The 19,474-nt window shown below is 63.4% G+C and carries 16 protein-coding genes; 12 read left to right on the top strand and 4 right to left on the bottom strand.

Going from position 1 to position 19,474, the window contains the following annotated elements; all coding sequences use genetic code 11:
- Positions 1–8 precede the first annotated feature (8 nt).
- The 12 genes from aroA to LG281_RS11205 all read left to right on the top strand — a co-directional run bounded on the left by aroA (position 9) and on the right by LG281_RS11205 (position 11,708).
- A complete protein-coding gene (gene aroA, locus LG281_RS11260) occupies positions 9–1,358 on the top strand; it encodes a 3-phosphoshikimate 1-carboxyvinyltransferase (RefSeq protein ID WP_404400701.1) in 1,350 nt (449 codons plus the stop codon).
- On the top strand, positions 1,355–1,993 hold the full coding sequence (gene cmk / locus LG281_RS11255; RefSeq protein WP_404400699.1) for a (d)CMP kinase: 639 nt from the start codon (positions 1,355–1,357) through the stop codon (positions 1,991–1,993). The genes aroA and cmk overlap by 4 nt, the downstream gene beginning before the upstream one ends.
- A gap of 355 nt (positions 1,994–2,348) precedes the next feature.
- Positions 2,349–4,052: a 30S ribosomal protein S1 gene (rpsA, locus tag LG281_RS11250; RefSeq protein ID WP_404400697.1), complete on the top strand. Its 1,704-nt coding sequence runs from the start codon at positions 2,349–2,351 to the stop codon at positions 4,050–4,052.
- Between the two features lie 109 nt (positions 4,053–4,161).
- Positions 4,162–4,641, top strand: a complete 480-nt coding sequence (locus tag LG281_RS11245) for a GNAT family N-acetyltransferase (protein WP_404400694.1) — start codon at positions 4,162–4,164, stop codon at positions 4,639–4,641.
- Positions 4,642–4,714: 73 nt separating this feature from the next.
- Positions 4,715–5,656, top strand: a complete 942-nt coding sequence (gene sppA, locus LG281_RS11240; RefSeq protein WP_404400692.1) for a signal peptide peptidase SppA — start codon at positions 4,715–4,717, stop codon at positions 5,654–5,656.
- A gap of 57 nt (positions 5,657–5,713) precedes the next feature.
- Positions 5,714–5,992: an integration host factor subunit beta gene (locus LG281_RS11235; RefSeq protein ID WP_231800745.1), complete on the top strand. Its 279-nt coding sequence runs from the start codon at positions 5,714–5,716 to the stop codon at positions 5,990–5,992.
- 33 nt (positions 5,993–6,025) lie between these two features.
- On the top strand, positions 6,026–6,376 hold the full coding sequence (locus tag LG281_RS11230) for a lipopolysaccharide assembly protein LapA domain-containing protein (protein ID WP_404400690.1): 351 nt from the start codon (positions 6,026–6,028) through the stop codon (positions 6,374–6,376).
- A gap of 9 nt (positions 6,377–6,385) precedes the next feature.
- Positions 6,386–7,039 carry a phosphoribosylanthranilate isomerase gene (locus tag LG281_RS11225; RefSeq protein ID WP_404400688.1) on the top strand — a complete coding sequence of 218 codons (654 nt, stop codon included), beginning with the start codon at positions 6,386–6,388 and terminating at the stop codon, positions 7,037–7,039.
- A gap of 12 nt (positions 7,040–7,051) precedes the next feature.
- Positions 7,052–8,272, top strand: a complete 1,221-nt coding sequence (gene trpB / locus LG281_RS11220; RefSeq protein WP_404400686.1) for a tryptophan synthase subunit beta — start codon at positions 7,052–7,054, stop codon at positions 8,270–8,272.
- Positions 8,273–8,391: 119 nt separating this feature from the next.
- Complete coding sequence (trpA, locus tag LG281_RS11215) at positions 8,392–9,219, top strand: tryptophan synthase subunit alpha (RefSeq protein WP_404400684.1); 828 nt, start codon at positions 8,392–8,394, stop codon at positions 9,217–9,219.
- 108 nt (positions 9,220–9,327) lie between these two features.
- Positions 9,328–10,305, top strand: a complete 978-nt coding sequence (accD, locus tag LG281_RS11210; protein ID WP_404400682.1) for an acetyl-CoA carboxylase, carboxyltransferase subunit beta — start codon at positions 9,328–9,330, stop codon at positions 10,303–10,305.
- Between the two features lie 110 nt (positions 10,306–10,415).
- Positions 10,416–11,708, top strand: a complete 1,293-nt coding sequence (locus tag LG281_RS11205) for a bifunctional folylpolyglutamate synthase/dihydrofolate synthase (RefSeq protein ID WP_404400680.1) — start codon at positions 10,416–10,418, stop codon at positions 11,706–11,708.
- 71 nt (positions 11,709–11,779) lie between these two features.
- Here the strand turns inward: LG281_RS11205 and trxA are convergent, their stop codons facing one another.
- The 4 genes from trxA to LG281_RS11185 form a co-directional block, all read right to left on the bottom strand.
- Positions 11,780–12,103 (bottom strand): thioredoxin, encoded by a 324-nt coding sequence (trxA, locus tag LG281_RS11200; RefSeq protein ID WP_404400678.1) that lies wholly within the window; start codon positions 12,101–12,103, stop codon positions 11,780–11,782.
- 99 nt (positions 12,104–12,202) lie between these two features.
- Positions 12,203–15,637, bottom strand: a complete 3,435-nt coding sequence (addA, locus tag LG281_RS11195) for a double-strand break repair helicase AddA (RefSeq protein ID WP_404400676.1) — start codon at positions 15,635–15,637, stop codon at positions 12,203–12,205.
- Positions 15,634–18,705, bottom strand: coding sequence for a double-strand break repair protein AddB (gene addB, locus LG281_RS11190; RefSeq protein ID WP_404400674.1), 3,072 nt, complete (start codon positions 18,703–18,705; stop codon positions 15,634–15,636). Before addB ends, addA begins: the two co-directional genes overlap by 4 nt.
- Positions 18,702–19,466 carry a nucleotidyltransferase family protein gene (locus LG281_RS11185; protein WP_404400671.1) on the bottom strand — a complete coding sequence of 255 codons (765 nt, stop codon included), beginning with the start codon at positions 19,464–19,466 and terminating at the stop codon, positions 18,702–18,704. Before LG281_RS11185 ends, addB begins: the two co-directional genes overlap by 4 nt.
- Positions 19,467–19,474: the final 8 nt, after the last annotated feature.

Here is a 19,474-nt window from a genome sequence, read left to right as displayed (position 1 = left end):
ATAAGACCATGTCCCACGCCAATTCACCACACCCCCGTGCAAGCTTTACCCGTGGCGCGCTTACGGGCACAATCCGCGTGCCGGGCGATAAATCGATTTCCCACCGAGCCATGATGTTTGGCGCCATGGCGCGCGGCCGCACGACGGTTTCAGGGCTTCTGGAGGGTGAAGACGTGCTTGCGACCGGCCGCGCCATGCAGGCGCTGGGCGCGACGGTTAAAAAGGATGGCGATCTCTGGCAGATCGACGGGGTGGGCGTCGGCGGATTTCTCGAGCCCGAAGCGCCGCTTGATTTCGGCAATGCCGGCACGGGCGTGCGGCTGTGCATGGGGCTCGTAGGCACCTATCCCTTCATCACCCGTTTTGTCGGTGACGCCTCGCTATCCAAGCGCCCCATGGGTCGTGTGCTCGACCCGCTGCGCGCCGTTGGCGTCGAGGTCGTCGAACACAACGAAAACCGGCTGCCCATAGCTTTGCGGGGTCCGAAAACCCCACTACCCATAGATTATCGCGTGCCCATGGCATCGGCGCAGGTGAAATCCTGCGTGTTGCTCGCCGGGCTCGTTGTCCCAGGGGAAACCCGCGTAGTCGAGCCGGTTATGACGCGCGACCACACCGAAAAGATGCTCGCCGGGTTCGGTGCCGAGATCGCCATCGCGACAGACGACGACGGCGCACGCACGATCACCGTCCAGGGCCTGCCCGATCTCGTGGGACAGGAACTGCAGGTGCCGGGCGACCCGTCTTCAGCGGGTTTCCCGCTGGTTGCTGCGCTCATCGTGCCGGGTTCGGAGGTCACCATCGAGAACGTCCTGATGAATCCCACGCGCACGGGGCTCATCGAAACCCTCATCGAAATGGGCGGCGATATCGCAATCGAGAACCGCCGCAATTCCGGCGGCGAGGACCTTGCCGACCTTCGCGTAAAGCATTCGGCGCTCAAGGGTGTCACCGTGCCGGCCGCGCGCGCGCCCTCTATGATCGACGAATACCCCGTGCTCGCGGTTGCCGCGGCCTATGCGCAGGGGCGCACCGAAATGCCGGGGATCGAAGAACTCCGCGTCAAGGAGAGCGACAGGCTCGCCGCCGTCGCGCGCGGGCTCGAGGCCAATGGCGTCGTCTGCGAGGAGGGGGCTGACTATCTCATCATCGAGGGCAAGGGCGGCGTTGCCGGTGGCGGCAAGGTCGAAACCCATCTCGACCACCGGATTGCCATGAGCTTTCTCGTCATGGGGCTGGCAGCAGACCGTCCCGTGACCGTCGACGACGATGCAATGATCGCCACGAGTTTTCCGAGCTTCATTGGTGATTTCACGCGGCTTGGCGCCGGATTCTCCCAGGAAGGGGAGGCAGCATGATTATCGCAGTCGACGGCCCCGCCGCCTCGGGCAAGGGCACCATCGCCACCGCGCTGGGGCGGCACTATAACCTGCCGCATCTCGATACTGGACTCCTCTACCGTGCCGTGGGGCGCGAGGTGCGGGCCTATATCGATATGCCCGATCTAGAGGATCGCGCGCTCGTGGTGGCGCGCGATCTCGATACCGATGCGATCGACCCTGAGTTCCTTATGAGCGCCGAAGTTGGCGTCCTTGCGTCCAAGGTCGCTGTGTTTCCCGGCGTCCGGCAGGCGCTTTTCGAGGCGCAGCGCAGCTTTGCCATGCAACCGGGCGGCGCGGTGCTCGACGGCCGTGATATAGGTACGGTGATCGCACCGGAGGCAGATGCCAAGCTCTTCATCGTCGCCGATCCTGCAATCCGGGCCGAGCGCCGTGCACGCCAGCTCGAAGCGCGGGGCCAGACGGTCGACCGCGAAGCCATGCTCGCCGAGATCGTCGCCCGAGACGAACGCGACCGCAACGCGCCCCATGGCGGCTTTCGCCCCGCTGAGGATGCGGTCTTGCTCGATACGTCACAATTGGATATAGAAGCTGCCATTACGGCAGCCATCGCCGAAGTCGATGCCGCCATTGCCCGCAAGTCAGCGTTCTAAAACGGAGGGTTTCCAGAATAGGTGGGTACCACTTATTCGGTTCGGAAAGCCGATAAGCCGGAAAGAACCTAAATCCAAGCTTGCGGCCCTGGGCGGGTTCACTTTCGGGCCGGTCGTTCCTATATCGTGACCGTGTGAGACGCATAGCGCCTCCCAAGGCTTTTGCCGGTACATCCGCAGGACAAGAACGAACGTGCGCGTGGCGTTTACGGAGGAATCCGTAGAGGCCCTTGGCGCGTTGGACGTGCCCGCATTTTGTAAAAACAACCAGGCTGTTCGCGTGATCTTCATGCGGGCGGGCCAGATCATCAACACCAACCCAACCATATTCCGGCCCGGCCGGAATGGAGTTTGAATGGCAAACACTGCTGCAACAACCGAAGATTTCGAACAGCTCCTTATGGAGAGCTTCCAGGACATCGATCCCGTTGAGGGCACCGTTGTCAAAGGCAAGGTCGTCGCGATCGAAAAAGATCTCGCCATCGTCGACGTCGGATTGAAGACCGAAGGCCGCGTGCCGCTCAAGGAATTCGGTGCCGCCGGCAAGGACGGCACGATCGCCGTCGGTTCGGACGTCGAGGTCTATGTCGACCGTGTCGAAAACGCCATGGGCGAGGCCGTCCTCTCCCGTGAGAAGGCCCGTCGCGAGGAAAGCTGGGTCCGGCTCGAAGCGCTCTACGAAAAGAACGAAAAGGTCGAAGGCCAGATCTTCAACCAGGTCAAGGGCGGCTTCACCGTCGATCTCGACGGCGCGGTGGCTTTCCTGCCACGCAGCCAAGTCGATATCCGGCCGATCCGCGATATTGCCCCGCTGATGAACGTGCCCCAGCCGTTCCAGATCCTCAAAATGGACAAGCGCCGCGGCAACATCGTCGTTTCGCGCCGCGCCATCCTCGAAGAATCGCGTGCCGAACAGCGTTCGGAAATCGTCCAGCAGCTCGAAGAGGGCCAGGTGGTCGAAGGCGTGGTCAAGAACATCACCGATTACGGCGCGTTCGTCGACCTTGGCGGCATCGATGGTTTGCTGCACGTCACCGATATCGCGTGGCGCCGCGTCAACCATCCGAACGAAGTGCTCTCGATTGGCGAAACGATCAAGGTTCAGATCATCCGCGTCAATCAGGAAAGCCACCGCATCTCGCTTGGTATGAAGCAGCTCCAGGCTGATCCGTGGGAAGGCATTCAGGCCAAGTATCCGGTCGACGCCCGCTTCACGGGCCGCGTGACCAACATCACCGACTACGGTGCGTTCGTCGAGCTCGAGCCGGGCATCGAAGGCCTGATCCACGTCTCGGAAATGAGCTGGACCAAGAAGAACGTGCATCCGGGCAAGATCGTCTCGACCTCCCAGGAAGTCGACGTCGTTGTGCTCGAGGTCGATCCTGACAAGCGCCGTATCTCGCTGGGCTTGAAGCAGACCCTCGCCAATCCTTGGGAAACTTTCGCCGACAAGTTCCCCGTTGGCGCCGAGGTCGAAGGCGAGGTCAAGAACAAGACCGAATTCGGCCTGTTCATCGGTCTCGACGGCGATGTGGACGGCATGGTCCACCTCTCCGATCTCGATTGGAACCGCCCCGGCGAAGAAGCGCTCGACGACTACAATCGCGGCGACACCGTCAAGGCCAAGGTCCTCGATGTCGACATCGAGAAGGAGCGTATTTCGCTTGGTATCAAGCAACTCGGCTCCGACCCGATCGAAGCGGCTGCAGGCGACGGTGTGCGCAAGGGCGCTGTCGTGACCGGCACCGTGACGGCCGTAACCGACGGTGGCATCGAGGTGCAGATCGCCGATACCGATCTCTCCGCCTTCATCCGCCGCGCCGATCTCTCGCGTGACCGCTCCGAACAGCGTCCCGAGCGCTTCGCGGTTGGCGAAAAGCTCGACGCCCGCGTCACCCAGTTCGATCGCAAGACCCGCAAGATCGGTCTTTCGATCAAGGCGCTGGAAATCGCGGAAGAAAAGGAAGCTGTTGCGCAGTACGGTTCGTCGGATTCCGGCGCTTCGCTCGGCGACATCCTCGGCGCTGCGCTCAAGAACCAGGGTGACGACAAGAAGTAAGCCTTTCGCTTCTTCTTGCATGAAATCAGGGCTCGCGCGGGTGACGCGCGGGCCCTTATCTGTGTGTGGGGCGCGCCTTGCCTTCCACGCCCATGTAAAGAGGTGCTTCATGCCTTGGCGGCCCATGCTCGCGAGCGACATTCCGGCGGTGTTCGACCTGTCGCTACGCATTCATCCCGGCTATCCCGAATCCGAGCCGGTGCTGGCCGAGCGTCAGGCGTTCGCGCCTGACCGGTGCTGGATCCTTGAAGGAAAGGAGGAACCGGCGGGTTATTTCCTCGTTCATCCCTGGCGGCTCGGTACGCCACCGGTGCTCAATGCCCTTCTTGGCAGTTTGCCGGATAATCCCGACACGCTCTATTTCCACGATCTGGCCCTGTTGCCCCAGGCGCGCGGAACCGGCGCGGCGGGAGAGATCGTACGGCGGTCGATCGAGAACGCGCAGCCTTTCACGACGATCAGCCTCGTTGCCGTCAACGGCACCGCACCGTTCTGGAGCCGGTTCGGGTTCAGGGTGGAGGACCGGCCAGAACTTTCGGACAAGCTTCAAAGTTACGGACCGGGCACGCGGTACATGGTGCGGCGGTAGCGCCCCCACTTGCATTCCGATCCGGCACCCGCTAGCGGTTCCCTCAACCGCCCATCTATGCCTTGAGGCCGAAATGACCCAGCTCGGCGACGATCCCGTCCATGCCATCCCTGCAACCCGCGCGCTCAAGCGCTCGCGCGGCCGGTGGCGGCTTTTTGCCTTTTTGCTGCTCGCGCTTGCGGTGATTTTGGCGTTTGCCCGGTTCGCACCGCAATGGACCGCGCCCGCCGATGCCATCGCGCGGGTGGAGATCGGCGGAACGATCACCACCGACCATGAGCGCAGCCGGACGCTCGACGAATTGGCCGAGGACGATACGGTCAAGGCCGTGATCGTCGCGATCAACAGTCCCGGTGGAACCACGGCTGGCGGCGAGGAGCTTTACGAGTCCCTGCTCCGGCTGGCCGAAGCCAAGCCGGTTGTCGCTGTCGTCAACGAGCTCGGTGCGTCCGCCGCCTATATGGCGGCAATCGGCACCGACCGGATTTTCACCCGGCGGTTGTCGATTGTGGGATCGATCGGGGTGTTTTACGGCCATATCGACGCAGGCGCGCTTCTGGAAAACATAGGCATCGATTACGACAAGGTCGCGTCCGGACCGCTCAAGGCCGAGCCTGACATCGATGAACCCATAACCCCGGAAATCCGGGAATCGTTGGCCGCGCTGGTTGATGACAGCTATCAATGGTTCGTCGACATCGTCGCCGAGCGCCGCGACATGCCGCGCCGCGCGGTTCTGGACTTGGCCGACGGGCGTATCATGACCGGCGCGATGGCGGTCGAAGCCGGGCTGATGGATGCCATCGGCGGGGAGACCGAGGCGATCGCCTGGCTCGAAACCGAGCGGGGAATCACGGCCAATCTGCCGGTTTTTGCCGCCTATCCGCCACCCGAGCGCCCCAACTGGCTGATCGAATGGCTGCTGTCGCGTGCGCATTCAGCGCTCGGCATCGATCTCGAAAGCGTTATGGCGCTTGACGGTCTCGCTGCGCTTTGGCACCCTTCAAACTCGTAAACCCAACAAGAGCAAAGCCAATTTGGCAGCCCGTGTGCCGGGGGGCGCAACAAGAAGATGATCAAATCAGAACTCATCGAACAGCTGGCGGCGGAAAATCCGCATCTGTTTCATCGGGATGTCGAGAATATCGTCAACGCCATTCTCGATGAAGTCAGCGACGCCCTGGCCCGCGGCGACCGGGTCGAACTGCGGGGCTTCGGCGCGTTTTCGGTCAAGAACCGCCCCGCCCGCGTGGGCCGCAATCCGCGCACCGGCGAACAGGTCGATGTGGGCGAGAAATACGTGCCGCAGTTCAAGGCCGGCAAGGAAATCCGTGAGCGGCTCAACCGCTGACGGCTCTTTTGCTTATCGGAAAGTAACCGCCTGATGGCCAAACGCATTATCGGCTGGCTCGTGCTGATTCCGCTTTGCGCGGCGATCCTCATTTTCGCGCTGGCCAACCGCCACACCGTGCCGGTGAATTTCAACCCGCTGATTTCGGTCGATCCCACGGCGCCGGGAGCGGGTGTGCCGCTGTTTCTGATCATCTATGCGGTTCTCTTTTTCGGTATCGCGCTGGGGGGCATCGCCGTCTGGTTCGCGCAAGGATCGCACCGGCGCGCCGAACGGCGGTGGCGCAAGGAAACCGAAAAGCTTCAAAAGGAGCTCGAGGGCGTGCGTGAACGCCCCAAACGCGAAACCGATCCAGCGCTCGCAGCCGCCGACGAATTGGCATAAAACCTCCGCATGACCCGAAACCTGATGATCAAGATCTGCGGGATCAAAACCCGCGAGATGGCAGAGCACGTCGTCGCCCAGGGCGCCGATATGATCGGCTTTGCGCATTTTGAAAAAAGCCCGCGCCATCTCCCGCTCGAAACGATCGCTGCCCTCGCCGGGGCGCTTTCGGGGCGGATCGAAACCGCGATCCTGCTCGTCGATCCTGACGACGCGCTGCTCGATCTGGCCGCCGCGACAGGCGTCGACTGGTTGCAGCTTCATGGGCACGAAAGCGTCGCGCGGGTCGCTGAAGCCGGAACGCGGACGGGCAAGAAAATTCTAAGGGCGTTGCCCATCGGAAGCGCGGAAGACGTGGCGCGGGTGCCCGAGTATCATGCGGTGGCTGACAGGCTGATCCTCGACGCGAAACCGCCCCAGAGTGCAACGCGGCCCGGCGGGCTGGGCGAAGTCTTCGACTGGTCGCTGCTCGAAACGCTTGACCCGTCCATCCCCTTCATGCTTTCGGGAGGCCTCACCATCGACAACGTCGCGGACGCGGTTGCGACGGTGCGGCCGTTCGGGCTCGACGTCTCTTCGGGGGTTGAGCGCGTGAAGGGCGAGAAAGATGCCGGGCTCGTGACAGAATTCATCGCACGCGCCCGCGCCGCACAGGGCAGTTAGGACAACAGGTTTATGAGCGAGGCTATGGTCAATTCGCTGCGGCAAGGTCCGGACGAACAGGGCAAATTCGGCATCTATGGCGGCCGCTTCGTTGCCGAAACGCTGATGCCGCTGATCCTCGATCTCGAGAAGTCTTATCGCGCAGCGCAGGACGACCCCGAATTTCACCGCGAGATGAACGACCTGCGCACCCATTTCGCGGGGCGACCCTCGCCGCTCTATTTTGCCGAACGCATGAGCGCCGAGCTGGGCGGTGCGAAGATTTATTTCAAGCGCGAGGATTTGAACCACACGGGGTCCCACAAGCTCAACAATTGCCTGGGGCAGATCCTCCTGGCCAAGCGCATGGGCAAAACGCGGATCATCGCGGAAACGGGTGCCGGTCAGCACGGAGTGGCGACGGCTACGGTCTGCGCGCGCTTCGGGCTGCCCTGCACGGTGTTCATGGGCGCGACCGATGTCGAGCGGCAGATGCCGAACGTTCTGCGCATGAAGATGCTGGGCGCGGAAGTGAAACCCGTCACCGCGGGAGCCGGCACGCTCAAAGACGCGATGAACGAAGCGCTGCGCGACTGGGTGACCAATGTCGAGACCACCTATTACCTGATCGGCACCGCCGCCGGTCCGCACCCTTATCCGGCGATGGTCAGGGACTTCCAGAAGGTGATCGGTGAGGAAATCCGCGTCCAGATCATGGAGGCCGAGGGTCGGCTGCCAGACGCGCTGGTCGCGTGCATCGGCGGGGGGTCGAACGCTATCGGGACGTTCTACGACTTCATCGACGAGCCGAATGTGAAGATTTTCGGCGCGGAGGCCGGCGGGCACGGGCTCGACGTCGATAATGGTCACGCCGCGTCGATGACCGGCGGACGCCCCGGTGTGCTCCACGGCAACCGCACCTATCTCTTGCAGGATGCGGACGGCCAGATCCTCGAGGGGCATTCGATCTCCGCAGGACTCGACTACCCCGGCGTTGGCCCCGAGCACGCGTTTTTGCGCGATAGCGGGCGGGTCACCTACGTGCCCATTACCGACAAGCAAGCACTCGATGCATTCATGGCCTGCACAAAATATGAGGGCATCATCCCCGCGCTCGAAAGTGCGCACGGGCTCGCCCATGTGATGGAAATCGCTCCGAAAATGGGTAAGGACGAAATCATCGTGCTGTGCTTGTCGGGGCGCGGCGACAAGGACGTCGAGTCCGTCGGCCGGCATTTGGGCATGGCGATGTAGTGGCGCCGCACGGGGGGTATGACAGGTTGCCCGTCTCTCTTTGCGTGCGCAATGTTGACACGCAGACCGATCTTGCCCTTTATCGCCGCCAGTTTCGAGCACGACACAAAAGGCCATCCATGAGCGCGACGCGGATCGAGAAACGCTTTGAAAAAACAAGGCAGGAGAACCGCCCCGCCCTCGTCACTTTCGTGATGGCCGGCGATCCTGACGAAGCGACCGCCGATGCGATCCTTGCGGGGCTTCCCGCAGCCGGCGCGGATGTGATCGAACTGGGCATGCCCTTTTCCGATCCCATGGCCGACGGCGTCGCCATCCAGATGGCCGGACGCCGGGCGTTAGACGGCGGTATGACGCTCAAGAAGACGATCGATGCGGTCGCGCGCTTCCGCAAGACCGACGCCGATACGCCGATCATCCTGATGGGGTACTACAACCCGATCTATATCTATGGTGTCGAAGCCTTCCTCGCCGACGCAGCGCAAGCGGGGGTGGATGGCCTGATCGTCGTCGATCTGCCCGCCGAAGAAGACGAGGAATTGTGCATTCCGGCGCTTAGGGCCGGGCTCAACTTCATTCGCCTCACGACCCCGACGACCGACGACAACCGGCTCGAAACGGTGCTCAAAAACACCTCGGGCTTTGTCTACTATGTCTCGATGACCGGGATCACCGGCGCTGAGATCAAGAACCGCGACGCGGTGGGCACGGCGGTCAAGCGCATCAAGACACACACCGACCTGCCGGTCGCCGTTGGTTTCGGCATCAAGACCGCAGAGGACGCGGCCTTTATCGGGCGCGATTCCGATGGTGTGGTGGTGGGCTCGGCGATTGTTTCTGCCATCGCCAATTCTCTTGAAAACGGCGCTGCGACAAACGGCACAGCCAAGGCTGTCCACAGCCTCATTGCAGACCTTGCACAAGGTGCAAAGGCTGCCAGAAGCTGATAGTATCGCCACAATCGATAACTATATAAACTCAATCGGCATCGAAAGCCGGGCATCGCGCGTTATGCTTGATGCACAAGATGACCAACAGGTCGAGGCCAATTTACGATGAACTGGATCGATAACGTCGTCCGCCCGAAAATCCGCTCCTTCCTCAACCGCCGCGAGGTCGAGGAAAATCTCTGGGTCAAATGCCCCGAGAGTGGGGAAATGGTGTTCTACCGCGATCTCGAGGCCAATCAGTGGGTCGTGCCCAATTCGGGCTACCATATGAAGATCAAGGCCAAGGACCGGTTGGCGAATTTTTTCGACGATGGGCAATACGAAAGCGTTCCGCTTCCCTCGGTGCCGCAGGATCCGCTCAAGTTCCGCGACGTCAAGCGCTATACCGACCGGCTCAAGGAAAATCGCACCAAGACCGGGATGGAAGACTGCGTGATGGTCGCCACCGGCAAGCTCTATGACCGCCCGGTGACCGTCGCAGTGCAGGATTTCGACTTCCTGGGCGGCTCGCTCGGCATGGCCGCCGGGTCGGCCATCGTCAAGGGGCTCGAGACCGCCGTCGAGCGGAAAGAGCCCTTCGTCATGTTTGTCGCCTCGGGTGGCGCGCGTATGCAGGAAGGGATTTTGTCCCTCATGCAGATGCCGCGCACGACCGTTGCCGTGCAGCGCCTCAAGGAGGCCGGGCTGCCCTATATCGTCGTTCTGACCAACCCCACCACTGGCGGCGTGACCGCGTCCTATGCCATGCTTGGGGATATCCAGATCGCAGAGCCGGGTGCGACGATCGGCTTTGCCGGCGCGCGCGTAATCGAGCAGACCATCCGCGAAAAGCTTCCCAAGGGCTTCCAGCGCTCCGAATATCTACGGGATCACGGCATGGTGGATATGGTGGTCCACCGCCACAATCTACGTCCTACCATCGGGTCGCTCATTGGCATTCTGACCAAGGCCGCGGCCAATGACGACATTCCGGCAGCCACGCCGTCCAAATCGCTGACTATGCGCGAGGTGGCCGTCGCCGCCGAGGGCGCGGGCGAGGACGATCTGGCCTCCGATGCGCCGGTTGCGGCGCACGCGGAATAGGTTCAGCCTCTTTCCTGAGTGTTTGTTCGGTCGCGCGTTCGAACCGGAAAAGTGGTACCCACTTTTTCTGAACACACTCCAAGTGATTCCTTTTGAGCAGGGCTGGCGCCGTGTCCCGTACCGATGCGATTTTGAAGCGCCTGTTGAGGCTGCACCCCAAGCTGATCGATCTTGAGCTAACGCGCGTCGAGCGTCTACTCGAGGCGCTGGGGCGCCCGCAGGACAAGCTGCCACCGGTGATCCACGTTGCCGGCACCAACGGCAAGGGATCGACCATTGCCTATCTGCGCGCGATGCTCGAAGCCTCGGGCAAGCGCGTGCATGTCTACACCTCACCCCATCTCGTCGCCTTCCGCGAACGTATCCGGCTCGCAGGGACGCTCGTTTCCGCACAGCGGCTCAACCGTGCGCTCGAAGCCTGCGAGGCGGCGAATGAAGGCGTCCCGATCACCTATTTCGAGATCACGACGGCGGCGGCGTTTTTGCTGTTCTCTGAGGTCGAGGCCGACTACCTCCTGCTCGAAGTGGGGTTGGGCGGGCGCTATGACGCGACCAATGTCATCGATCATCCGCTTGGCGCTGTGATCACGCCGGTTTCGGCGGACCATACGCAGTTCCTCGGTGAAACGGTCGCGGAGATCACCGATTCAAAGGCCGGAATCCTCAAGCGCGGCGCGCCCGCCGTGATCGGGCTGCAGCCCGATGAGGCGCTCGATGTGATTGAGAGGCAAGCGGAAACGCTTGGGATTACGCCCTTTGTCGCCGGACGCGACTATGACGGATTTTCCCAGCGCGGGCGGTTCATCTATGAGGACGATACCGGACTTATCGATCTGCCCATGCCGGCATTGATCGGCAGCCATCAGGTGGAAAATGCCGCGCTCGCGGTGGCTGCCGTGCGCCATTTCGGCCTGCCGGTCGATGAAGAGGCGATGGCGCGGGCCATGCGGTCGGTTGCCTGGCCGGCCCGGCTGATGCCGCTGCGCGGGGCATTGTCGGAGGTGGTGGGCGAGGACAACGAGCTTTTGCTCGACGGAGGGCACAACGCGGCAGGCGCCACCGTTCTTGCCAAAGCCCTATCGGAAATGAACCGGGCGCGACCCGCACCGCTGGTCCTTGTCACCGGCATGATGGCCTCAAAGGACGCTGCGCGCTTTTTCGCGCCTTTCAAGGATCTGGCCAAGAGGGTGGTCGCCGTACCCATTCCGGGTGAGCCGGGTGCGCTCAAGGCGGCCGATCTCGTGCCGCATGTAAAGGCGCAAGGCCTTCCCGTCGAAACCGCGCGCTCGATCCGCGCGGCGCTTCAAAGCGCGGCCACAACCGAAGGCGCGCGCATTGTCATCTGCGGCTCGCTTTATCTCGCCGGCGCCGTGCTCAAGCAAAACAAAACGCCCCCAAACTGATCCGCCAGCTACGCGGAGGTTCGAGGGCGTCTTTGGACTCTGCCGGAACGAAAGGAGCGGCAGAGAAAGGCTTAAGCTGCGTGGCCTTCGAGCCACTTGACCAGCCCGGCCTTGGGCGTACCGGCGCCGATCTTGATATCGGCGGCTTCGCCGCCCTTGAAGAGGATCATCGTGGGGATAGAGCGCACGCCATATTGCGCGGCGATCGAGGGGTTCTCGTCGACATTGAGTTTGACGATCTTCACCTTGCCCGCCATCTCGGAGGAAATCTCTTCGAGGATTGGCGCGATCGCGCGGCAGGGGCCACACCACTCAGCCCAGAAATCCACAAGGACAGGCTCCTTTGCGCCCAGAACTTCGTTCTGGAAGGTGGCTTCACTTACCTGTTCGGTCATTGCTTTTACCCTTAATTCTACAAGGCGCGGAGCCCTTTGCCCGCGTGTCAGTTCTTCAATAGCTAAGCAGAGTCGAAACACAGTTCAAGCCAATGGGCCTCACGTGAGTGTGTAGCTGCTTGTCGCTGAGTGCAGGTCTTCCTCCGGCAAGGTCATGAGATGGCGGTTTGCCGTCCAGAGAATTGCGGCCTCGACGGTGTGGCGGGGAAAGAGTCTCTGGGCGACGAGGCGGTAGAGGCCGAGCTGTAGCCGGTAGGGTGCGGGTACGCGCGCGGCGGTCGGTGCCGGGGCGGCGTCGGACTTGTAGTCGATGACGAGGACATTGTTTTGTCCCATGACAATCCGGTCCATGCGGCCAGCGAGCCGGATCGGCTTGCCGTCCCGCGTGCCGTTGAGCGCGAAACTGACTTCGGCGCGGGCGTTAAGACCGAAAAGATGCGCGAGCGCTGGGTCTTCGAGGATCGCCAAGGCTTCGCGGGCGATATCGGGGGCGAGTTCGGGATGTTCGGGTAGGAGCGTTGCCGCCGCGCTTTCGGCGAGTTGGGCGCGCAGGTTCTGAGGTACGCTATTCAAATGCTCGAGCAGGGCGTGAATGCCGATCCCGCGCGCGCGTGCGGTGCGCGCCTCATAGAGCGATTCCGCGGCACTGTCGTAGAGCGCTTCAGGGCCTATGTCGCCGTCATGTTGGGAGGGAGAGACGATGGCGCGGGGTGTGCGGCGTGTCGGCGGTCCAAGCGTGAGCGGCTCGGTTGAGGTGCGTCCCTCAGATCGATGGCCAGAGATTGGGAGCGGCTGGGCGGTATCTGCCGGATAGCGCAAAATCTCCCGGCCCGAGACGTCGGTTGCCGCCTGCGCTTGGTTTGCGAGCGCGTCGCTCATGACACCGTACCAAGTCCCATCGGTCTTGCCTTTGGGCTTGATGGGCCCGGTGACGTAAAGTGCATCCTCTGCTCGTGTCATCGCGACATAGAGATTGCGCCAGTATTCTGCATTCTGCCGGGCCTGCACGGCCTCCCGAAGCGGCATTGAGGCGGTGCAGTGATCGTCCTTTTTCGCGCAGAACAGGAGGAACGGCCGGTGTTCGTAGGCGCCGAAAAAGACACTGTCTTTGACCGAGGGCGGTGCCCCCGTTGCATCAGCGAGGAAGACGATGGGCGCTTCGAGGCCCTTGGCGCCGTGCACCGTCATTAATCGCACGCCAGCGGCCTTCTGCACGAGGTCGCGCTTTATGGTGATTTCCGAGGCGCGCATTTTGGCCACGAACCCGGTGAGCGAGGGTTGGCCGGATTGTTCATGGGTGAGCGCAAGGTCGAGGAATTCGGCAATCACCTCATCCACCTCGGCGCCGAGCCGCTGGTGGAAGCGTTTAAGCCCGCCTTCGGCGTAAAGCACATGCGCGAAGAAGGCGTAGGGGCGGTCGAGATCGAGCCGGGCGCGCAGGTCGGAAAGCCGAGCGTAGGCGTCCCGCCCCGGGGGGAGATCCGAGCGCTCGAGCGCCGACCAGAGCGAAACGTCTTTGCCGCGCTTGTGCGCGAGGGCGAAGAGGTCGTCTTCACTCACCTCGAACAGTGGCGAGCGCAGGATGGCGGCGAGCAACAGATCGTCGGCGGGGTTCAAAAGCACATCGGCGAGCCCCAGGAGGTCGTCAACCGCGATATGTGCGGAAACCGGCAGCCGGTCGGCGCCGGGGCTGGCGATATTCTCTTCCTTGAGCGCCCGGACAATCTCGCCGAAAACGCCCTTGCGCTTCTGGACGAGGATCAGGATGTCCTCTGGCACGATCGCACGCCCGCGCGGGCCGAGCGGCGCCCCGCTTCTGACCCAATGGGCGATGGTTTTGGCAATTGCCGTTGCGGTCTGGCGCGCGGCGCTTTGGAGGTTTTCGCGCGGGGCGACGGGCCAGTCTTCCCCGAGCGGGGCGACCTCGGGTTCTTCGAATGTCGGCCAGATCTCGATGCCGCCGAAGCCTTTGTCGGCGCGTGCGCTTTCATGACGGATGCCGCGATCCCCGGCGAAAAGCGCCGCGCCGAGACCGGGCCGGGCGCAAACTTCGTCTACGCCGTTCAAAACCGTATCGAGCGTGCGGAAGCTCGTTTGCAGCGTGATCTCGTGCCAGGGCTCTTCCGCTTGGCGTGCCCTGAATCCGAATTCGCGGCCGCGTTCGATGAACAATTTAGGCTCGGCGCCCTGGAAGGAATAGATCGACTGCTTGGGGTCGCCCACGGCGAAGAGCGTTTTCTTGCGTCCCGTGCCGGTGCCCGAAAAGAAATCGTCGGTGAGCGCGTCGATCACTTCCCATTGCTCGGGATTGGTGTCCTGGCTTTCGTCGACGAGGATGTGATCGATCCCGGCGTCGAGCTTGTAGCGCACCCAGTCGCGGTAATCGGGATTGGCGAACAGAGCGCCGGTGCGGGCGATGAGGTCGTCGAAATCGAGCAGAGAGCGGACGCGCTTGTCGGCTTCGAAGCGCTGCGCGATTGCCGCGAGGACATCGATGAGGGCGGCGGATTGTTCGGCGATAGCGAGGGCACGGAAGCGGTCGATCAAAGCTTCGAGGCGTTCGGCCTCTGCAAGAACGCGCGCAGCGAGATCGGGATTGGCCTTTTCCAGCGTTTTGTTGGGAAAGCCGCGTTTGGGTACCGTGCCATTACCGGTGAGGTAGGCGTGGAAAAGCTGGGCAGTTGTGGGGTTCTTGCAGTCGATATCGCACAGCTTGTCTTCGAACTGACGCTGCTTGGTACGGCCCGGCGGCGTAATGGCGAGGATCGCGTCATATTCGGCAGGTGCTACCAGCATGCCTGAGAGGATTTCAGTTTCGAGCGCAGCGAGCGTGTCCGTGGCGCCGAGTCCCAAAAAGTCCCGTAGCACGGCCTTGCTCGTTTCGGGGTCGGCAAGCACCGCGCCAAGCTTGCGCCCGCCGCGCAACGCTTCGGCAACCGCCGACTCGATACCGGAATCGCTGAGCGTGTCGAACAGGCGTGCGACGGCTTGGGCAACCGGCCCGCTGCCCGTGAGCCCTTCGGCCAGCACCGCTTCGCGGGCGGACTGGACGAGTTCGGCCCGCTCGTCTTCCTCCATCACGGCGAAGTCCACCGGCACACCGGCTTCGTAGGGGAACCGCTGAAGGACGGATTCGCAGAAGGCGTGGATGGTCTGGATCTTGAGCCCGCCGGGTGTTTCGAGCGCATGCGCGAAGAGAGAACCGGCGCTCGTCAGTTCCCTCCGGTCCGGATCGCGGCCGAGGACGGCGCGCAGTTCCGCGACAAGATCGTCCGGCGTTGCCCGCGCCCATTTGGCCAGCTCCTGTGCCACGCGATGGCGCATCTCGGCGGCGGCGGCCTTGGTGTAGGTAAGGCACAGGATCGTCTCCGGTGCCGCGCCGGAAAGCAGCAGCCGCAAAACGCGGCGGGTGAGGACAAAGGTCTTGCCCGAGCCCGCATTCGCACTCACCCACGCCGACGCTGCAGGGTCGGCGGCACGGGCTTGCGCCGATTTGGTATCCTCGGGGATGGAGCCCATACGGCGGTCGCTCATTCGTCCTCCCCGTCGCCATCGATGAGTGTCCATTCGCCGGTACGCGCGAGATGCTCATAGGCGCCCTTGTAGCGCTGGTTGGGCTTGGGCAGGACACGCGCAGTCATGGGCCGGGTATCGCGCATCAAAAGCGCATCGACGTGGCGCGAGAAGCGCGCGAAGCTTTCCTCGATGGCTTGGGAAAGATCCGTATCCTTGGGGAGCGCGAAGGGCTCTTCCTTGAAGGCCTCGGGCCCGTTGGCGATCTTGATGTAGCTCAGCGCGTCCGCATCTGCGCGCAAGGCCTCTCCGAACCCTCCGTGGAGCGCCATTACCGCTTCGAGCGGCAATTGCGGCGCCAGATAGTCCTTCATCTCGGCCTTTGCCGGGATCGAGCCGGTCTTGAAGTCGATGAATTCGAGCTTGCCCGAGGTCATGACGTCGATCCGGTCGGCCCGGCCGCGCAGTTTGAACGTTTCGCCGTTGATCTGGAATTCTGCCTCGCCGCCGATTTCGGCATGGCGCTGGGCGACGCGTCCGGCACGATTGCGCTCGAAGGTAAGGAATTGTTCCGCCGCGTGGGAAAAGCGCCTGAGCCAGATATCGCGGCGCTCTGGGATCGCTTCGAGCCCGGCGAAGCGGGCGCGGGCGATGGTCATCAGCGTTGCGTGCGCGTTGTGCGCGGTGGGATCATGTCCGGCTTTTATGTAATCGCCGAAAATGTCGTGGATGATCGTGCCGCGCTCGGCGGCATCGGGGTCCGCGCCCAGCGGATCGACGGAACGCAGGCCGAGGACGTATTTGGCGTAAAGATCGTAGGGCGAGCGCAACAGTGTCTCGGCTTCGGTGACCGATAGCGATCGCGGGCGGACGTTCGCTTCCGGGCGCGGCATGGGGCGCGTGGCGGCGCGGGAGGGGGCGTCTATGGCGTCGATTCGAGCCGCCGCATCTGTCCAGACCGCGCCACGCGTGATCATTTCGTTGGTGATCTCTTCGCCCGCCAGCGCCTCGATGCGTTGCAGAAGCCGCGACGGGGTGGAGGGCGAGGTGCCCGAGCGCTCGGCGCGGGTGAGGATGATGTCCGGTGCGCCCGCTGCCATGAGGAAATCGTGCGCGGCGAGCCCGTGGAGCTTCTCGGGCGGCTCAAGCCCGGCCGCCATGCGCATCCCCCGGCTCATCCATGGCCCGGGATCGGCGATTTCGGGCCAGATGCCTTCATTGAGCCCGGCGAGGATCATCAGATCGGCGCGCATCAGGCGGGCTTCGAGCCGGCCGTAGATGACGGCGTCGGTGGCGGGGGCCTGTTTCGGGCGAACGCTTTCGCCGGCCATAAGTTGGCCAAGCGCCAGATCGAGCCCGCGTGCGGAATAGCGCGGGCCGAAGGGGCCGAGCGCCGCCGTCGTTTCGATCCAGCGGGCGAGCGCGTCCTCGCCTTCGAGGGGAGGGACGGGTTCACCCTCGGGAATAGCGCGCAGGCGTTTGAGGGTTTCCGCGAGCGCCTTCGCGAAATCTGCTGCACTGAAAGCGGACCCCGCGCACAGCGTTGTCAGAGGATCCAGCGCCGCCTCCAGCACATCGAGCAGCGCCGAGGTCGTCTCGGCCTTCTCCGCATCGAGCTTGAGAGCCGGATGCGACATTTCGCCTGCGAGATTGGCGGCGATGCCTTTGCGCAATCCGGCGATACCGGGTGCCGGGCGCTGCCCACGGAGAATACCGAAATCGAGCCATTCGGTCGCCGCCGCAACAGCACCTCGGCCTATGCCGAGCGTGACGTGCCGGTTACGCAAAAGTGCGATCAGATCGACAGGGCTGATCTGCCCGCACACAAGCGTCACGATCTGCCGCACCAGCTGCCCCGCCCGCGACTGGATGAGCGGCGTGCCCGCCGCGTCGTCGAGTGTCACGTCGAACCGTGCGAGTTCGGCGCCGATTCGGCGGGCCAGCGTCTGGTCGGGGGAAATGACGGCAACCGAACGCCCGGTATCGAGCCCATCGCGGACCGCCAGCGCGATGGCGCGCGCTTCTTCCTCCGGAGTGCGCGCGACGATGGTTGCGATGCCTCCCGTTGCCGTGGCGATTTCGTCCTCGCTCAGAGCCGTGGCCCAGCTTGCCGTGTCGTCGGCGAGTGCCAGCGCCGTGCGCAAGAAGCGCGTGCGGGGCGGGTCGGGTTCGGCGAGTTCGGTGACCCCCGAGGGCGGCACGCCCAGCCGGCGCAGGAGCCGCGCGAGGCCGTAATGCGGATGGCCGTGGGGGTTGGCCTTGTCTTCGAGCAGCGTTTCGTATTGCCGCATATCCATGCCCGTATCGACGCCCGGCAGAACAATCGCCCCGCGTGGCAGCCCGGCGATAGCCGTCATGAGATCGGCAGTCGCGGGAATCGAGCCCGTCGACCCCGCGACGATCACCGGCTTGTCGCCATAGAGCGCCGCGACACCCTGCGCCTGGCGGGCGAGGAGCGCGTTGGTACGCGCCGCCGCATCGATCTCTCCGTCCTCTGAGAGGATGTCGGGCCAGGCGGACAGGATGACGTGGACGAAATCGAGATTGGCCTGCCATTGCGCGGCAAGTTGGGTATCCTCAATCTCGCCAAGCGCAGTTGTCGATTTTTGCGCGATGGTGAAGTCGTCGATGAGCGTCCCAAGGGAATCCGCGAGTGCCAACACTTCGGCGGGGTTGGGCGCGCCGGTATAGCCGCCGAGGCCGGGGCCCGAAAAGACCGGGCGGGTTTGCGTCGCCAGCCATTTTTCGACGAGCTGGGCGAGCATGAGCCGCCGTTTCATCCGGCCTACGGGCGGGGGCAGGGCCTCGGCTTCGTAGGGCGGCAGGAATGGCTCCGCCGACGGGTCCTCGCCGCCGAGAGCCTTGAGGTTGGGCAGGAGAAGCGGGTTGTCGCCCATCTGTGCGGTTAGCGCCTCGGCAAGCGCGTTGCGCGCGCGGCGGGTGGGGAGGAGGATGGTGATGTCCGAAAGCCAGAATGGGCCCTCGCGCGGCCAATCGGGGATCAGCGTGCCGCCGATCAGCGCCTTTGCGAGTGTCGGCAGGAAAGCGGCGTGGGGACCGATGGAATAGATTTTCCCCGCGGCACTCATAGCACCGCGCCAATGACCTGCTCGGTGCGCGCGATGGCATTGGGATCGCCGACATGGAACCACGGCGCCTCGATCATCACGCCCTTGAGGCGGCCCTTCTCTCGCGCGGCGGCGAAATGCGTGTAGAGCGAGAAGGGGATATCCGGTCCGCTTGCGGCGATCTCGCGGCTTATCAGCGCCGCGCCGGCGTAGACGACGGGGCGGCCGAGCTTGGCCGAGAGCGTGCCGTCTTCCGAATAGAGGAAGTCGGGGCCTTTCCAGAAGCCGGTGGCTTTTTCCGGGGTGACGCACAAGAGGACGATATCGGCCTCACCCTGTGCATAGACCTTTGCCATGCGCCCGATTGGCGTGTCGGCATAGGGCAACCAGAACGTATCGGTGTTGAGCGCGAGCACCGGATCGCTCGTGAGCAGCGGCAGCGCTTTCTTGAGCCCGCCACCGGTATCGAGCAGGCGGTCTTTTTCGTGGCTCACCGCAAAGGACAGGTCTGGCAGGGCACTCTGCAGCCGCGTAACATGGGCGGCGATCTGATCGGCCTTGTGATGTGTGTTGACTGCAAACCGCGTACATCCTTCGGCTATAGCCGCATCGATCGCGTGATCGATCAGCGGCTTGCCGGCAACTTCGATCAGCGCTTTGGGCTTGTCGAATGTCAGCGGACGCATGCGCGTGCCGAGCCCGGCGGCGAGCAGTACGACGTCGGGGATGGGTGCGGTGGGCGCGGGTTGCGCGGTCAAGGGATCGATCTCAAAAGCATCCATGGGTGTTC

It is taken from the genome of Pelagibacterium halotolerans, assembly GCF_044811015.1.
GTDB lineage: Bacteria > Pseudomonadota > Alphaproteobacteria > Rhizobiales > Devosiaceae > Pelagibacterium > Pelagibacterium halotolerans_A.
Note: the sequence above shows the minus strand (reverse complement) of the source record. Positions and strands in the feature narration are given on the sequence as shown.